We start from the raw sequence: 15,724 nt of genomic DNA, 5'->3' as shown, positions 1-15,724 counted from the left end.
CCCTGCCCGGAAACGGGCAGGAATAACGTCAACTTTGGCGGCTTCTATACTTATTCCGGCGTTGTTGACTGGGCAAAAATGCGCTTATCAGGCTGCTATCACAACGATTTCAGCGCCACGCCTTCATCGCACAGTGCTTCCTCGCTTACCACTCGTCCTGAATGAATTAACTTACGCAGTGCGCGCACTTCGCGTCCGTTGTTGAGCGCTACTGCGCCAATTAGCTTCCCATCACGCAGGTGGAACCAGATAGCCTTGCTGTCATCCGGATTGCCACGACATAACCATGTTTGCCCTTGCATATCGCCAACAAATTGCAGATTGTCATTAAATTGGTCGGTCCAGAACCAGCCTGGCGTCTTCTCCGGCAACGGCAGGTTGAGCATTGCGGCAGCGGCAATCTGTGCCTGGTTATTGGCATTTTCCCAGCTTTCTACTCGTTCTAACGAACCGTCGGGCTGGCGCGTTATCGCCACATCACCGGCGGCAAAAATCGCGGGATCGGAGGTGATGCAGGCGGAGTCAACGATAATACCGTTAGCCGTCTCCAGCCCCGCTTCGCGAGCCAGCGCATCATTCGCCACGATGCCGATGCCATAAACCAGCGCATCGGCCTGTAGCGTCTCGCCGTTTTGCAGGGTAAGCGAGAGAAACTCTCCCGCTTCAGCGTGCTCAATGGCGCTGTTGAGCAGCACCCGCACCCCTGCCTGTCGGTGGCGGTTTAGCAGATAGTCGCGCACCGGAGCTGGGGCGTTGCGACCCATTACCGTTGAGGCCAGCTCCACTAACGTCACCCGACAGCCGCGTTGGATCGCGCTGGCCGCTAATTCCAGGCCAATGGTGCCCGCACCGACAATCACAATCGACTTGCCCGGCAGCAAGGTACCGCGCAGACGCTCGGCATCTGTGGCGTGACGCAGGGTAAAGCAACGTTCGCCCAGTTTATCCAGTAGCGGCAGCGGTCTGGCGGCGGCCCCGGTCGCCAACAGCAACTGCGACCAGCGGTAAGACTGACCATCGGCGAGCATCAGCGTGCGCGAGGTGCGGTCAATCTGACGCAGAGTGACGCCAAGATGCAACTGTACGTTGTTCTCCAGCCACCAGTCAGCGTTCAGGATCGGCTGTCGCTGTGGATTTTCGTCCAGCAGCATTGCTTTGGAGAGCGGAGGGCGTTCATAGGGTAGATACGGCTCATCGGAAAACAGATGCAATTCGCCGTTAAATCCTTGCTGACGCAGTGCGACGGCGGCCATTGCCGCAGCCTGACCACCGCCGACGATAGCGATAATTTTAGGGCTCATAACGCCTCCTCAGAGATCCAGTCCGGCGGCAACGTGACGAATACCGCGAATGCCCAAACCGGCATCGGCATTGATCATCACGCCACTCAATGTGCGATTGTTGCGCTTTGACGCCAGCATCACATACGGGCCGGTAAAATCCGCTGGCTCAGGAAAAAACTGCAACGGCAAAATGGCGGCGATTTTTTCCGGCGTCAGCGACTGCATAATCGACGTATCGCCCTGGCCCAGCGCCTGTGGGCCGCGCAGATCGGTCGCCATACCGCACGGACCGACGCCGTTGACGCGCACCTTTGGCGCCAGCTCGTAGGCTAACTGGCGAATCAACCCGGTGGCGGCATGTTTAGAGGCGGTATACAACGGACCGCCGCCGCCGGGATACCACGCCGCGTTGGAAAGGGTAAAGATGATGTTGCCTTCGCTGGCGATAAGCGCAGGGGCGCAGGCTTTTGCGCCCAGCAGATAGCCCAACACGTTGACGTTAAACAGCTCATGAAAGCCGCTCTCCAGCGCGTCCGCTGGCGTATTGACCAGCGAGGCGTTGTGATCCCATATCCCGGCGTTGCCGATCAAACAGTCCAGGGTGCCGTAGCGCGCCAGAATTTGATCCACCGCGCGCTGATAGTCGGCGTAGCAGGTGACGTTGCCTTCTACTGCCAGCACATGTTCGCCAAAACGTTGGCGCAGGCTGGCGATTTTGGCTGGCGAAAGTTCCAGCGTGGCGACCCGCGCACCTTCCTCAATGAAACGCTCGACCAGCGCCAGGCCAAGACCGGAGCCGCCGCCGGTGATAAAGACCACGTTATCGCGTAAATCGCTCATCTCGCGTCCTCTGGAATATCAACGAACACATCGCTACCTTCCACGTACACCGCGTAGGTGGTCAGCGGATCTGTGGCAGGTAAACACAACGCCTTACCGGTTTTCAGGCAGAAACTGGCGGCATGCAGCGGGCATTCCACCGTCGCGTCGTCTTCCAGATAACCTTCCGACATCGAGGCATTACCGTGGCTACAGCGATCGTTAATGGCATAAAACTCGCCGCCAACGTTGAACAGCGCGATGACGGGCGAGGTGTCGAGCCGGAGCGCTTCACCCTCCGGCAAATCCCCTACGGGGCAGGCATAAATACGACTCATCAGAACAATACACTCAGGTTATGGGAGGTGATCACCGCTTGATCCAGCACGATCTCACGCTCCAGTAAGCGCCACTCATCGCCCGGTAAACGGCGCACTTTGTCCATGCGCATGCCGACGTAAAAGGTTTCATCGCGCTCTTTTTGCGCGCGATACAGCAGATAGTTAAGACGCACGGCGAATACATCCGGCACTTCGGTTTCACTGACCTGGCAGTTGCTGATCAGGTGCCGGGTACGCGACGGCGGCTCCTCTGCCCAGGCCATCCCGGTTTCCAGTCGCGCAATACGGCGTTCAAGCTGATCTTTATTGTCGTTAAAAATCCAGGTGGTTGGCGGCTGCACGCCTTTGCGACGATCGCGCGTCTGGGCATTGACCGTTGTGCGCATGGTATAGCGAATGTCGTCATCCAGCTGTGCCAGCCAGTCGCGAAACTGCCAGTCATCCAGCAGGCTGGCTTCATGGTAGAGAAACTGCGTAATGCGGTGATGCAGTTCCAGGGAAACTAAAGCACTCATTTCATCACCTCCTGCTGGTAAGCGGCGGTTTTTTCCTGCACTTCCTGCCAGCTTTCGCTGCTGAGTAAATCAGCCCAGCGCTGATACATGCCGCGGGCGGCGGTTTCTGAGAAGATGTAGTTGGTGATCCCCGGAATGCCGTCTTCACGACGTTTCTCCTGACCTAACCCCATTTCCAGGCACAGTTTGCTATTACGCGCCCGATGGCCCTTCAGCAGTTTTTGAATTTCACACCAGTTTTCCGAGTCGTCCTGCTCAAGGAATCCGGCGGGGCCAAAAGCGCGCGTAGCGCTGTTTTCAAATGCGGCTTTCACTTCATCAGAGGCGGCTTTATCGGTAATACAGAACGCCCACACTTCAACCTGATCAGGACCGCGCGGATGCCAGACGCGCAACGTAGCGGTACCATTGAGCCAGGAAAGCGTTGGAAAAATGTTGTTGTGACCGGCCAGACGCAGGGCACGAACCTTACCCAGACGCTGTTCAGCTTCCGCGTAGGTGTCGCGGTAGTAGCTGGAGACTTCGCCGTCGACCCACACGTTGGCATCCGGCTTTTCGGTAAAGAAGAAGCCGCTGCCGTGCCCGTCCTGGCCGAACTGTAGTGCATCTTTGGCGGTTTCCCACACCGGGCGAGCGGTTTGTCCGTCACCGAGGCGTTTATCGCTACCGTCGTCTTTTGCCCCCAACACCTGCACAGCGGAGGCATGACTGAACAATGCGTGATACTGATCGCTGGCAAACTGTTCGGCGGGGAATTTCCAGTTACAGTCGATGGTCCACTTCTGTACGCCGCCGACGATTTCTGTGCCGCCTTCGCGGCGGTCAAGCACACCGTCGAGATACCACGCGATGTCGCCGAGATAATCGCGTAGCGGGGGCGCGGTGGTGTCCCAGTTGCCGAAAATCAGCCCTTTATAGCTCTCTACGCCAGGAACTTCGTTCAGTCCCCAATGCGATTTGCATAGCCCTTGCGGGTAAGCGCGAGGCTCCAGCGGAACGTCGATCAGCTCGCCATTGATACCGTACGACCAGCCGTGATACGGGCAGGTAAAGGCGCGAGTGTTCCCGCAGTCGGCGTAGCTGACGCGCATCGCCCGGTGGCGGCACTGGTTGAGAAACGCTTTGATGCTGCCGTCTTTCTGGCGAACCACCACGACCGCATCCTCGCCCATGTAGGTGTTAAAAAAATCACCGGCTTTGGGGATTTGGCTTTCGTGGGCGAGAAATAGCCAGCAGCGCCCGAAGATGCGCTCCAGCTCCAGTTGGTAAATTTCTGGGTCAGTATAAATCCGTGGGGTTACACGACCGTTTTGCGTGTCGATCAGTTGGTAGATGTCTAAATTTGAGGGTGTGGTCATATTTTTTAATCCTGAAAGATAAGATGTATTGACCTTCTATTTTTGTGCCATAAGGATGTTGCTGGTTAGTTATCAATCTGTGAAATAGTAAATTTCTACCAGTTGAGACATTTTTTCGATAACAAGGAGAAGGGCATGGAACTGAGGCACTTACGCTATTTTGTGGCGGTGGCGCAGGCGCTGAATTTCACCCGGGCGGCAGAAAAGCTGCATACCTCTCAGCCGTCGTTAAGCAGCCAGATCCGCGATCTGGAAACCTGCGTGGGCGTTCCGTTACTGGTGCGGGATAAGCGAAAAGTTGCGCTGACGGCGGCGGGGGAGTGCTTTTTACAGGACGCGCTGGCGATCCTTGAGCAGGCGGAAAATGCCAAAGTTCGCGCCCGTAAAACGGGGCAGGAAGATAATCATTTCGCTATTGGTTTTGTCCCTTCCGCTGAGGTGAATTTGCTCCCGAAGGTGCTGCCCTTATTTCGTTTAAAACAACCGGATACGCACATTGAGCTGGTAAGCCTGATAACCACCGAACAGGAAGAAAGGATCCTCAACGGAGAACTGGACGTGGGCTTAATGCGTCATCCGGTGTACAGCCCGGAGCTGGATTATCTGGAGCTGATTCATGAGCCGCTGGTCGTGGTGTTACCGGTGAATCATCCGTTAGCCAATGAGCCAGCGATCTCCGCAGAACAGTTACACGGCGTAAATTTTGTCAGTACCGATCCCGCTTATTCCGGGGCGCTAGCGATGATTGTCAAAAACTGGTTTCAGCAGCAGGAAAGCCAGCCCAATATTGTGCAGGTAGCGACCAATATTCTGGTGACCATGAATCTGGTCGGCATGGGACTGGGGGTGACTTTGATACCCGGTTATATGAATAATTTTAATACTGGGCAGGTGATTCTTCGGCCAATCGTCGGTGAAGCGCCAACGCTGGCATTGTTGATGGCATGGAAGAAGGGCGAGCTAAAGCCCGCCCTGCAGCAATTCATCGAACTGGCACAACGCCAGAGGATAGAGTAAAGCGCTATTTCACGAGAACGGTAATCGTGGCTGTACCGCTAAATTTACCTGGGGCTGGCGTTCCACCGAGGAGATTGATCGGCCATGCCTCCAAGCTGATGTGCCCCTGGCCGGAAGGATGGATACCGATTAACCCATTTGTGAACGGGATATTGAGGTGGGTGTCGTCGATACGAGCCATTCTCACGCCGATGTCTGGGGTATTATCGGCCTCCCGGCGGCGGGCGACTAACGTGTACTGATCAAGCACATCATCGCCATCAATCCTCATTTCCATCTTATTGTTGATGCTTGATGTATCGCCACAGTCGTAGTGAATGTCAAAATTGACTGGTGTATAGCCGTCCGGCATCTCATTACGGGTAGTGAAACGACTGGTGTTGATATAACCGAGATCGACCTGAATGACGTCGCCCTGGTTGATTTTACAGTCCTGAGGCACGGTAATGCTCCCCTGGATGCGCAGTTCGGCGATATCTTCCAGGCTGCTCATTGACGGAGAGGTGGTCGTCGTGCTCCATCCTGCCCGTACGGAGGCGATTAGGGTATCTGGAATCACCAGTTCACCTAAGAAGGGTTTGGTGACGTACAGCGTAAAACGGGTACTTGCGCCAATCGTCACCGGCGCGGCGCGATTACCCACCGGATCGTCGGTACATACGCTGCCTTTTTCGCTGCTTATCCCATACGAGCCGCTTTCTCTCAATGGGTCACGGTTTGTCGGTAAGACGGCTGCGGCGTCGGGAATATCGTCAACTTCGGTTTTAATATCCAGATTATCATTCAGATGGTAAAAGCCGCTGAGTTGACCGATTTTGGGTAGTGCGCTGGTGACCGTATAGAACAACGCCACTTTGCTACCCGCGCTACAGCCGCATTCAATTGGATAGGCACCTCCAGACAGCGGTGTCGGCAGCTCCAGCGAGGTTCCGGCGACGTTCTGGGCTTGCGTCCAGTCGCTGGAAACATCGGCGTTAAAGCGACCTGCTGCGGCGCAGGACCCGTTCGCCGCGTAGACCGGGGCGATAGATAGCGCCAGCAGCGCGGCGGCAATCCCATTTTTCATCCACGAATTCTTTATTGACATGGTGCGTTCCCATTATGTATTGCGGCGCTGCGATCGGCATCTTCCTGCATGCTGAAGGTAAACTGGCACTGTTGATCAGGCTGATTGCCCCAGCGCACGGACCACCTCTGCGGTTGATTGTTCACGCCGGTGATATACAGCACGCCGCCTTCATCGACGATGCTTTGCTGCGTCTGGCTGCTGGCTAGTGCGCCGAAGGGCAGCGCATTCCCTCGCGCATCGGTGAGTTTTAACAGCACGCGGTAGCCGGTCTGGGCAATAAAATGCGCCGTTACGGCGGCACCGCGATTAGGCACCACGGTACGCACGGTTTCGGTCACATCGACATTATCCGGCATCATAGTGGTATCGAGAGAGATGGCATTTTCCTGATACGCGGTCAGATAGGGGATAATGGCATAGCCAAAATAGTCGGTGGCGATGCCCGGATAGTTTTTCACCCGGATACCTGCCGCGCCGTTGGCGTCAATCAGCGCAAAGGCATTACCCAGCGGCTGCGACAGCGTCACGCCGTGGGGATGGGCGACAATCCCGCCGGAGAGGCCGTAGCTCATCTGCTGGCTATCGCTGCTGTAGTCGTAGCCCGCATTCATGGTGCCATAGGCAGAGCGATAGCTGCCGTACAGGCTGCTGCTATCACCGCCGCCGCCTTCGCTTTGTCGCTGTTTGAGGCTATAGCTCAGTCGACGGTCTTCCAGCAGCGAGCCGTTGATACCCACTTCGTGCTGTGTGGCGCGATCGCGTTGATCGGTGGTGCGCCAGGTTGCCCGCGCATGCGACAGCCAGCGATCCAGCGGTACGCTCAGGCTGAGCGACAGCGTGCGATCGTTGTCGCTGTCCTGCGAATCGGTGAACTGGCCGCTGAGGTTATAGCTCACGCCCCATAGATTGCCGTTCAGGCCGATGGACAGGTTTTTATCCTGCCCCCCGCGATCCCAGTACTTCTGCTGCGAGCCGGAGGCGTAGAAGCTGATACCAGAAAACAGCGACTGGCTGACGGTGAACTGAGCTTCATTGCGCAGGCGGTCGTCGGCGCTGATGTCCTTCTGGTTGGCGTCGGAGAAGTTGAAATAACCGCTGCTGGTGTAGCGATAGTAGCTTAGTGACACGCTGGTGCCGCTTTCCGGTAGATCTTTGATGTACTGGGTACGCCAGCTGTAGCCGTGATAGTTTTCATCGTTATCAAGCTGAGTATCCGCACGGCTGACATCCATCGATACCGCCCCAAGTTCGCCGAGCGTAGAGCCGAGACCCAGCGCCAGCGCCCGATAGTCCTGCGAGGCATTCAGACCACCGTACAGGGTCAACACGTTGTTCAGGCCATAGCTGGCGGTGCTTTCAAGGAACTCCGGCTCGTTGCTGTCCTGCGAGCTGGCGGCGCGAAAGCGCCCGGCGGTGGCGCTGTATTTGAGATATCCCGGCCTCTGCATCTGCGGTAGCGCGGAGAACGGCTGGACGAAGTGCCGCACGCTACCGTCGGCCTCTTCGATAGTGACGTCTAAATCGCCGCTGAAGGAAGAGGGGTACAGGTCGTTGATTTCAAAAGCGCCGGCCGGGACATTGCTTTGATACAGGGTGTAGCCGTTTTGCCGTACCGTGACGATAGCGCTGGTGTTGGCGATACCGCGAATGGTCGGCGCAAAGCCGCGCTGACTGTTGGGCAGCATGGTTTCATCGGAGTACAGCCGCACGCCGGTAAACTGATAGCTGGTGAATACCGTGCCTTCCGTTGCGCTCTCGCCCATCACCAACTGCGATTTCAGACTCTTGATATCCCGCTGCAACCAGCTATTGATGCTCTCCCAGCGTGTGTCGTTATCGTTGTGCGTCCAGGTGGAATAATTGCGCAGCCGCCAGGGGCCGATATTGGCGCCGTTTTGCATATTCAGATACTGGCGCTGGGTGTTATCGCTGTCGTATTGGTTCTGCGAGCCGCTAAAGGCGTAGTTGGTAAACAGCACCGGCATACCGTCGTCCCAGCGGGAGGGGTCAATATACCCGCGGGCGTCGCGGTACAATGCAATCTGCGGCACGCTGAGATTCAGTCGGCTGTGGTTGAAGTCGAACTGAGAGACGCTGCCGGGGATGACCTGCGCCAGATCGGCAATTATCGTTCGGTTGTCCTGCTCCGCAAGCTGCGGATAGTTGTCGATCTTAAAGCCCAGCTCACGTAGCTGCCCAAGGGTGAACTGAGGAATCAGCTGGTGGTCTTTACTGGCGATGAACGGCAGCGTACGTTGTGCCGTTTTCTTTTTATTAATATAAATATCAACGATATATTCACCAGGGAGCTGGGCGTTATTCTGAGAAAATACGTTGAGGTCCACTATCCGCTGGCCACTTTTCTCCGTTTCCAGCAGCGCCGGGTCAAAATAGAGATCGCTGGCCCAGGCCTGGCATGCGCCCAGGCATCCGCTGACAATCGCGCAATGTATCCAGACAGAGAGCCGTTTCGTGGTTAATAAATGCGGTGTTAATTGCACCATTTCGCTTGTCATTCCTTTAGAGCTATCATCGTGTGGTCAACGTGGGGTAGGGCTATTGCAGCGTACGGGTTTCCGTTTTGGTGGCCCCGCCGTAGTCGTTAATGGCTGCCCACTGCACCGTTTTCCCTGCAGAAGCGGGAACCTCGATCTGTTTATGCTCGCCGGGAGCGATATAGTCGATTTTACTGGTGAGATCGGTTTTACCGAGCGCAATACCGGCAAAGACGACGTGATAAGCCGATGGGTTATAGATGTCTAACTTATTATTGCTATATTTATATTCGAGAGATTTATAGGCATCGTAAGGTTTACCCGTTAAATTGGCTGGCCGATAGAACAGTTTGATGCGCGTTTTAAATACCAGGGTCAGCATATTATTATCGCTGTCGGCAGACTGGCTTTTTGCCGGGATCGCACGGACGTTAATAAAGAAAAGTGATTCTTTGTTATTAATGATGTTTTCAGATGATTTAATTATTCGTAGTGATGAATCGCTGCCCGAATCCAGACGAAATAGCGGTGGCGTAATAATAAAAGGACCACGTGCCGTTCCTTGCGCATTATCGACCCACGACTGTAATAAATAGGGCAGGTTCTCGCTGCGGTTAGCCACTGGCAGGGCGGCCTCTTTTTTCCCGGCATCGTAGATGACGCGAGTTCTCTCTAGCACAATTCCACCCGCGAGGCACTGGCTGACCCAGCCACCAAGCAGCATCGATAATACGAGAATAGTGTGTTTTTTCATCACAGTCATCCTTAACCAGACGTCAGAAAACGTCTCTTTTCGTCCTTGCTGGAAGAAAAGAGACGGCGTACGGGAATTAGCGGTAGTCTATGGTGACATCCACGCTGGCGTTGGCTTCCCCTGGGGTGATCTGTGATGCTTCAACGGTGGATACGTAATAGGCTTGCAGCCCTACGGTAGTGGTGCCATCGGCATCCGGGGTAAAACTAACTTTCGGCGTGGTGAGCTTATTCAGCGACATTTGCTGGCCGTCGCTGGATCTGTCGATACGGATACCCACGCCGGTTGCGGCGGTATCCAGACTGCTAACGGCGACCAGATCGTCGTAATTGGCCACGGTGCCGCCTGCACGCGTTTCCAGCCACACCTTGAACGAGTTGTCCGTTGTACCATCAACGTGTTCCCACGGGGTGGTTGGGCAATTTTTTAACGGAATATCAACCGGAATCGCCGGGGAACGGTCGCCTGGGCTTTTAAACTGAGCAGCGGCGTAGTGACCCAGTTCCACGTTGATGACGTCGCCATTAGAAAACTCGCAGGTGCTGGTTAGAATTTCACCCGTAAATTCAATGGTGCCATCCGTCGCCCATGCGCTTCCCGCAGAAAGCGCTATCAGGCTAACTGCTATAGATTTTGTAATTTTGTTCATTAAATTCCCTCTTATCCGATAAAGCCATTGACAATTAAATTTATGAAAACATACAGGTTAAAATTAATTGCGCAGGTTAAAATTAATTGCGGGGCGATGGTATTAGATATTCGTATATAAGCAAGTTAAGGCGTGATGTTTTAAGATTATATTTATTTAAAATAAGTAAATTAACTGTCGTTGTATTAAATGATATTAAATTATTGAGGCGTGAAATATTAAAGTAACGAATGTTTTTTTCTAAATGTTATACTCGTGATGATATTAAGCCTCTTGATATTTAGTTGCGTGTTTTTAGCAAAATCTTTCCCTTCCCTTCCTTGCATTCCTGTTTACTCATCCCATTACATCTTCTGCTGTAAAATTGTACAGGTGTAAATGATTGTGGATTCGGATAGCCAACAGTGTTGGTTAAAAGTGATGTTTGTCACAATTATCTCGTAAATGTGAACAGTAGTACTCTTCAGAATGCGGCTTGTGTCATTAGACTAGGGCTTCTAAAACGGGAGGACCCATGGCTTTGCATTCCACGCGCTGGCTGGCGCTCGGTTATTTCACCTACTTCTTTAGCTACGGTATTTTTCTGCCTTTCTGGAGCGTCTGGCTCGAAGGGCTGGGGCTGACGCCGGAAACCATCGGTTTACTGCTGGGCGCGGGGCTGATTGCACGTTTTCTCGGCAGTTTGCTGATTGCGCCGCGCGTAAGCGATCCCTCTCGTCTGATCTCCGCTTTACGTATTCTGGCCCTGTTGACGCTGGTGTTTGCGCTGGCCTTCTGGGCAGGCACCAACGTGGCGTGGCTGATGGTGGTGATGGTCGGCTTTAACCTGTTTTTCTCGCCGCTGGTGCCGTTGACCGACGCGCTGGCCAACACCTGGCAAAAACAGATAACCATGGACTACGGTCGGGTAAGGCTGTGGGGATCCGTTGCCTTTGTGATTGGCTCCGCGCTGACCGGTAAGCTGGTAAGCCTGTTTGACTATCGGGTGATCCTGGTCCTGCTGTCGCTTGGCGTCGCGTCGATGCTATTGGGGATGATGATCCGCCCGAGCGTGCAGCCAGCGGGGGAAAACCGTCAGCAGGAGAGCGCGGGATGGCCCGCCTGGCGCGTGTTGATAACCCAAAGCTGGCGTTTTCTGGCCTGCGTGAGTCTGTTGCAAGGTGCGCATGCCGCTTATTACGGGTTCAGCGCCATCTACTGGCAGTCTGCCGGATATTCCGCTTCGGCGGTGGGCTATTTATGGTCATTAGGCGTGGTGGCGGAAGTGATTATTTTCGCGCTCAGTCACAAGCTGTTCCGCCGCTTTAGCGCGCGCGATTTGCTGCTGCTTTCCGCCGTTTGCGGCGTGGCACGTTGGGGGTTGATGGGCTGGAGCACTGAGCTACCGTGGCTGATTGTGGTGCAAATCCTCCATTGCGGAACCTTTACCGTCTGCCACCTGGCGGCAATGCGCTATATCGCGACGCGCCAGGGCAGCGAAGTGATACGTTTGCAGGCGGTGTATTCTGCGGTGGCGATGGGCGGCAGCATCGCCATCATGACCGTATTCGCAGGCTACCTGTACCAGAATCTGGGCAACGGCGTATTCTGGGTGATGGCGCTGGTGGCGCTACCGGCAATCTTTCTGCGCCCGAAGGTGGTGGCGCAGCCTGCAACGTTATGATTCGAGGATTTTGCGGATCTGCTGCTGCTGATGCGGCGTAAGTGCCAGATCCGCATGAATCAACGGCGGAGAAAACAGCGGCAGCGGCGTGGTATACGGCGTAATAATCAGCGTGACTCCGCGCGGCGAACCCTGTTTTTGAAAGTCCTGCATCGGCATATGTTTTACGTTGAGCGGCAGCAGCGTCAGTTCGCGCAGCTGTTGCTCAATATGCGCTTCAAGTTGTTCATTGTTGCCGGTCAGCAGGATAATCTGCTTCTCGTGCAAATCCTTCTCCTGCATCAGCCAGGCACCGAAAATAACGGCGACCAGCCCAATCTCTTCTTCTGAAAACTGCACATCGTACTCCGCTTCGAAGCCATGTATCGCCTCGCGGGTAGTACGAACCAGACGGGGATAAAGTCGGCTGAACTCCTCCGGCAGCGTGTTATCTATGCCAATGGCAAACACGCTGCGGTTAAGCGCCTGGGCAAGGTGAATATACAGCTGATCGTTCAGTCCTTGCTCATCGCTGAAGCGCACATTGCCATACTCGCGAAAACGCAGCACCAGCCGTGCAATAGCAAGGCGCAGGCGACGATCCTGCTGGTGGTTATCGCGCACTGGGTCGGGGATACGGAGCATTGAGAACAGCAACGCCATAAACAGCGATTCGCCCGGCGGCGCACTCTGCATGACGTGGCGCTGCCAGTGGCGGCCAATTTCCTCCGCGAGCGGATACTCTGCGCAGGATTGCGCCCAGCGTTGCTGGAGCGGATTAAATTCCGGGGTGATTCCCGCGTGATGCTGTAGCAGACAATACTGTAAATACAGGCGCAGGAACTGGATGTCACGGTACTCAAACGGCTTCTGCAAGCGCCGGGAGCACAGATTAATGAGCGCATGCAGATTGGTGTCGTCATACAGCGTACGCGCGATACCTTGTTGTTTCAGCGCCATTTTTAATGCGGGTGTGAAATGCTGGGCGATGAAAGTCGGGCAGATCCGCAGACCGCGGCGCAGCCACTGCAACAGACACAGGCGCTGATTTAGCGGGGTCCCTTCGAGCGTATAGCCGCCATTCAGCGCGGTGGTAATCGCGAGTCGGTGATAGCGCTGGATTTCGAGTCCTGCGCCAATAATATCTTCCTCAACAGTGGCATCATCAACGCCATTGAGGCGACTGAAGGTTTGAGCTGTAGCGATTTGCCCTGGCAGGAAAAGCGTCAGCAGCACCTGGCAACGGCGCTGGGGAGCGGAAAGTACAGATGGTGGAGCAAGCGTTGACATCATCTGTAGAATCTCCCGTAAGTATGTTTGATAAGAATAGCTAAAGTTTGCTCATAGATTTGGAGAATGGAATGCTTTCCACCAGGAATGCTGGAGAGCGTCACAGAATTTTTAACGTGCGGAACAGATAGCAGGAGTGGAACGCAGCGCGTTAACTGGCTTTTTCACTGTTTTATCTTCTATTGAGACATAAAAAAACCCGCCTGAGGGTGACGGGTTGAGAAGACGAGTGGAAATGCGCGGTCTGGTGTTACTGTTCGCGGCTCAGCGTTAATCCCACATCACCGCCGGGATGTACAGACAATAGCGTCTCTTTTGAGTAACCGCTTTCGCTCATCAGACAGGCGCAGGCGGCGTCAAAGATAGCCAGGACCAGTAAAATTGAGGTGGTGGCCAACATGTTCAACGGGTCGGCCTCACGCTGGACGCCGGTGGAAATCACCAGCCTCGACGCTTTAGCAATGGCTGAGTCGGCGTTTTCAGTCACGCTCAGGATGGGCACATTTTTCGCAGCCAGCCCGGGCAGCAGTCGGGTGAGTTCATCCGAATTTCCCCCGCGTGATAGCATAATGACCAGATCGTCGGCGCGTAAAAAACCGAGATCGCCATGTGCCGCATCCGTCGCGTTGAGGTAAATCGCCGGACGTTCCACGCAGGCGAGCATGTGCGCAACTTTACGCGCCGCAATACCGGATGTACCGACGCCAGTGACGACGATTTTCCCCTGGCAACCGCGCAGCTCCGCCATTAGCGACTGCCAGACCGGTTCAGTCAGATGCTGTCCCAGACCTGCGAGGGCATCGCTATAGAGCTGAAATACGCCGGTGGCCTGAGACCAGGAGTCACTCATGCGTCCTCCTGCATCAGTTGGCGGTATTTCATATGATCCTGATACATCTCGTGGAATACCCGATATTTGCGATCGTAGTACTGCTTAATGCGATTGGTCTGCGGGGTGACCGTTTTACCAATCCGGCTCATTGCCGACATCGCTTCCGGGAACGTGTCGAACACGCCTGCGGCGATAGTCCCCATCATGGCGCCGCCCAGCAGCATGGCTTCGCTCTCTTCAGGCAGCAGCATGGCGCAACCGGTGGCGTTGGCATGCTCCTGAACGAAGATCGGGTTTTTCGTCCCGCCGCCGCTGGCCATAATCGTATCGATGGTGTAGCCGCTTTGGTTCATCGTTTCAATGATATGGCGCGTTCCCAGCGCAATGGCCTGGATGGTTGCGAGGTACTGGAGCGCCATATCTTCCGGCGTGCGGGACAGCTTCAGTCCGGTGATTGCTCCCGTGAGCGTGGGGTTAGCGCGCGGCGAGCGGTTGCCGTGGAAATAGGGCAGGATGTGCATGTCACGGGTCAAAAAGGCGATATCTTCCGGCTCACCAGCCATTTTACGCAGCAGCGCATTCAGCACTTCATAAATGGTTTGTCCCTGAGACTTAGCCTGCGTCAGCAGGGTTTCGTAACACGGATGCGACTGAATAACGTGGTCGATTAACGCCCCGGTTGCTGACTGTCCGCCTTCATTAAGCCAGTATTCCGGCAGTACGGCTGAGTAGTAAGGGCCCCAGACGCCGCCGATAAAACGCGGCTCTTTGGAAATTGCCATGTGTCCGGTGGAGGTGCCACCAATTAGCGCGACACGACGGTCAAAATCCGCCACCTCGCCGGAAACTCCGCTTGCGCCGAGCGTACCGAGTGTGCCGGCGTGGGCATCGATTATCGAGACGCTGACCGCGGTCCCCGGAATCAGTCCCATTTCGCTGGCGGCGCGCGCGGACAGCCCGTGACCGAGCGGTTCGCCCATGGTTTTCACGTAGCGACCAATTTTGGCAGCATCATGTTCCAGCAGGTCTTCCAGACCAATCTGGCGGAAGTAGCTGGCATCCCATTTGTCTTCATGGCCCATATAGGTCCATTTACACACTGTCGAACACAATGAGCGTGTGTCATCGCCTGTTGCGCGCCAGGTCAGGAAATCGGGCAGATCAAAGTAGTAACCCGCATTGGCCCAGGTATTGGGCATATGCTGCTTCAGCCACAGCAGCTTTGGCGTTTGCATTTCCGGGGAGATAATGCCGCCAACGTAGTCCAGCACCCGATGATGCAGGGCGTTAATGCGTTCAGCCTGGGTAATGGCGCGGTGATCCATCCACACAATGATGTTCTGTTCGCTGCGCCCGGACGGGCTGATGGTCAGCGGTTTACCTTCTTTATCCAGCACCACCAGTGAGCAGGTAGCGTCAAAGCCCAGACCTTTCACCTGGATTGGGTTGATATCTGACTGGTTAATCGCATCGCGAACCGCGTTACACACCGCCTGCCAGATGTTATCGGAAGACTGCTCAACAAAATCGGCCTGCGGGCGGTAAATCTCGATAGCCCGACTGGCCTGGCCGACCATTCTGCCGTTGAGATCAAACACGCCAGCGCGGGCGCTTCCGGTACCGACATCCACACCAATAAAGTAACTTGCCATAATTTTTT

General features: G+C 55.0%; 14 protein-coding genes. 2 read left to right on the top strand and 12 right to left on the bottom strand.

The genetic code is table 11. The features are described 5' to 3' along the window. Positions 1-98: 98 nt before the first annotated feature. The 5 genes from hcaD to hcaE are packed head-to-tail and all read right to left on the bottom strand — an operon-like array spanning position 99 to position 4,316. Positions 99-1,301, bottom strand: coding sequence for a phenylpropionate dioxygenase ferredoxin reductase subunit (gene hcaD, locus WC7_RS08735; protein ID WP_016154027.1), 1,203 nt, complete (start codon positions 1,299-1,301; stop codon positions 99-101). 9 nt (positions 1,302-1,310) lie between these two features. Next, positions 1,311-2,123, bottom strand: a complete 813-nt coding sequence (gene hcaB / locus WC7_RS08740; protein ID WP_016154026.1) for a 3-phenylpropionate-dihydrodiol/cinnamic acid-dihydrodiol dehydrogenase — start codon at positions 2,121-2,123, stop codon at positions 1,311-1,313. Beyond that, positions 2,120-2,440 (bottom strand): 3-phenylpropionate/cinnamic acid dioxygenase ferredoxin subunit, encoded by a 321-nt coding sequence (hcaC, locus tag WC7_RS08745; protein WP_016154025.1) that lies wholly within the window; start codon positions 2,438-2,440, stop codon positions 2,120-2,122. Before hcaC ends, hcaB begins: the two co-directional genes overlap by 4 nt. Continuing rightward, positions 2,440-2,958, bottom strand: coding sequence for a 3-phenylpropionate/cinnamic acid dioxygenase subunit beta (gene hcaF / locus WC7_RS08750; protein WP_016154024.1), 519 nt, complete (start codon positions 2,956-2,958; stop codon positions 2,440-2,442). The genes hcaC and hcaF overlap by 1 nt, the downstream gene beginning before the upstream one ends. Next, positions 2,955-4,316 (bottom strand): 3-phenylpropionate/cinnamic acid dioxygenase subunit alpha, encoded by a 1,362-nt coding sequence (gene hcaE / locus WC7_RS08755; protein ID WP_016154023.1) that lies wholly within the window; start codon positions 4,314-4,316, stop codon positions 2,955-2,957. The genes hcaF and hcaE overlap by 4 nt, the downstream gene beginning before the upstream one ends. Positions 4,317-4,451: 135 nt before the next feature. Between hcaE and hcaR the strand changes: the two genes are divergently transcribed. Continuing rightward, positions 4,452-5,333, top strand: coding sequence for a DNA-binding transcriptional regulator HcaR (gene hcaR / locus WC7_RS08760; protein ID WP_016154022.1), 882 nt, complete (start codon positions 4,452-4,454; stop codon positions 5,331-5,333). 4 nt (positions 5,334-5,337) lie between these two features. Here hcaR and WC7_RS08765 read toward each other — a convergent pair whose 3' ends face one another. The 4 genes from WC7_RS08765 to WC7_RS08780 form a co-directional block, all read right to left on the bottom strand. Further along, the gene (locus tag WC7_RS08765; protein WP_016154021.1) at positions 5,338-6,420 is read right to left on the bottom strand and encodes a fimbrial protein; all 1,083 of its coding nucleotides are present in this window, start codon (positions 6,418-6,420) and stop codon (positions 5,338-5,340) included. Then, a complete protein-coding gene (locus tag WC7_RS08770) occupies positions 6,411-8,906 on the bottom strand; it encodes a fimbria/pilus outer membrane usher protein (RefSeq protein ID WP_016154020.1) in 2,496 nt (831 codons plus the stop codon). The genes WC7_RS08765 and WC7_RS08770 overlap by 10 nt, the downstream gene beginning before the upstream one ends. A gap of 52 nt (positions 8,907-8,958) precedes the next feature. Next, positions 8,959-9,651: a fimbrial biogenesis chaperone gene (locus WC7_RS08775; protein ID WP_016154019.1), complete on the bottom strand. Its 693-nt coding sequence runs from the start codon at positions 9,649-9,651 to the stop codon at positions 8,959-8,961. Between the two features lie 76 nt (positions 9,652-9,727). After that, positions 9,728-10,300: a fimbrial protein gene (locus WC7_RS08780; RefSeq protein WP_016154018.1), complete on the bottom strand. Its 573-nt coding sequence runs from the start codon at positions 10,298-10,300 to the stop codon at positions 9,728-9,730. Between the two features lie 514 nt (positions 10,301-10,814). Here WC7_RS08780 and WC7_RS08785 point away from each other — a divergent pair. After that, on the top strand, positions 10,815-11,963 hold the full coding sequence (locus WC7_RS08785; protein ID WP_016154017.1) for a 3-phenylpropionate MFS transporter: 1,149 nt from the start codon (positions 10,815-10,817) through the stop codon (positions 11,961-11,963). On the opposite strand, the gene csiE is transcribed toward WC7_RS08785, so the two are convergent. The 3 genes from csiE to WC7_RS08800 all read right to left on the bottom strand — a co-directional run bounded on the left by csiE (position 11,958) and on the right by WC7_RS08800 (position 15,716). Next, the gene (gene csiE, locus WC7_RS08790; protein ID WP_016154016.1) at positions 11,958-13,235 is read right to left on the bottom strand and encodes a stationary phase inducible protein CsiE; all 1,278 of its coding nucleotides are present in this window, start codon (positions 13,233-13,235) and stop codon (positions 11,958-11,960) included. The two genes, WC7_RS08785 and csiE, sit on opposite strands and share 6 nt — an antisense overlap. Before the next feature lie 247 nt (positions 13,236-13,482). Then, positions 13,483-14,082 carry a KpsF/GutQ family sugar-phosphate isomerase gene (locus tag WC7_RS08795; RefSeq protein WP_016154015.1) on the bottom strand — a complete coding sequence of 200 codons (600 nt, stop codon included), beginning with the start codon at positions 14,080-14,082 and terminating at the stop codon, positions 13,483-13,485. Beyond that, positions 14,079-15,716, bottom strand: coding sequence for an FGGY-family carbohydrate kinase (locus WC7_RS08800; RefSeq protein WP_003847100.1), 1,638 nt, complete (start codon positions 15,714-15,716; stop codon positions 14,079-14,081). Before WC7_RS08800 ends, WC7_RS08795 begins: the two co-directional genes overlap by 4 nt. Positions 15,717-15,724: the final 8 nt, after the last annotated feature.

The sequence above is a fragment of the Citrobacter sp. KTE151 genome (assembly GCF_000398845.1).
Classification (GTDB): domain Bacteria; phylum Pseudomonadota; class Gammaproteobacteria; order Enterobacterales; family Enterobacteriaceae; genus Citrobacter; species Citrobacter braakii.
Note: the sequence above shows the minus strand (reverse complement) of the source record. Positions and strands in the feature narration are given on the sequence as shown.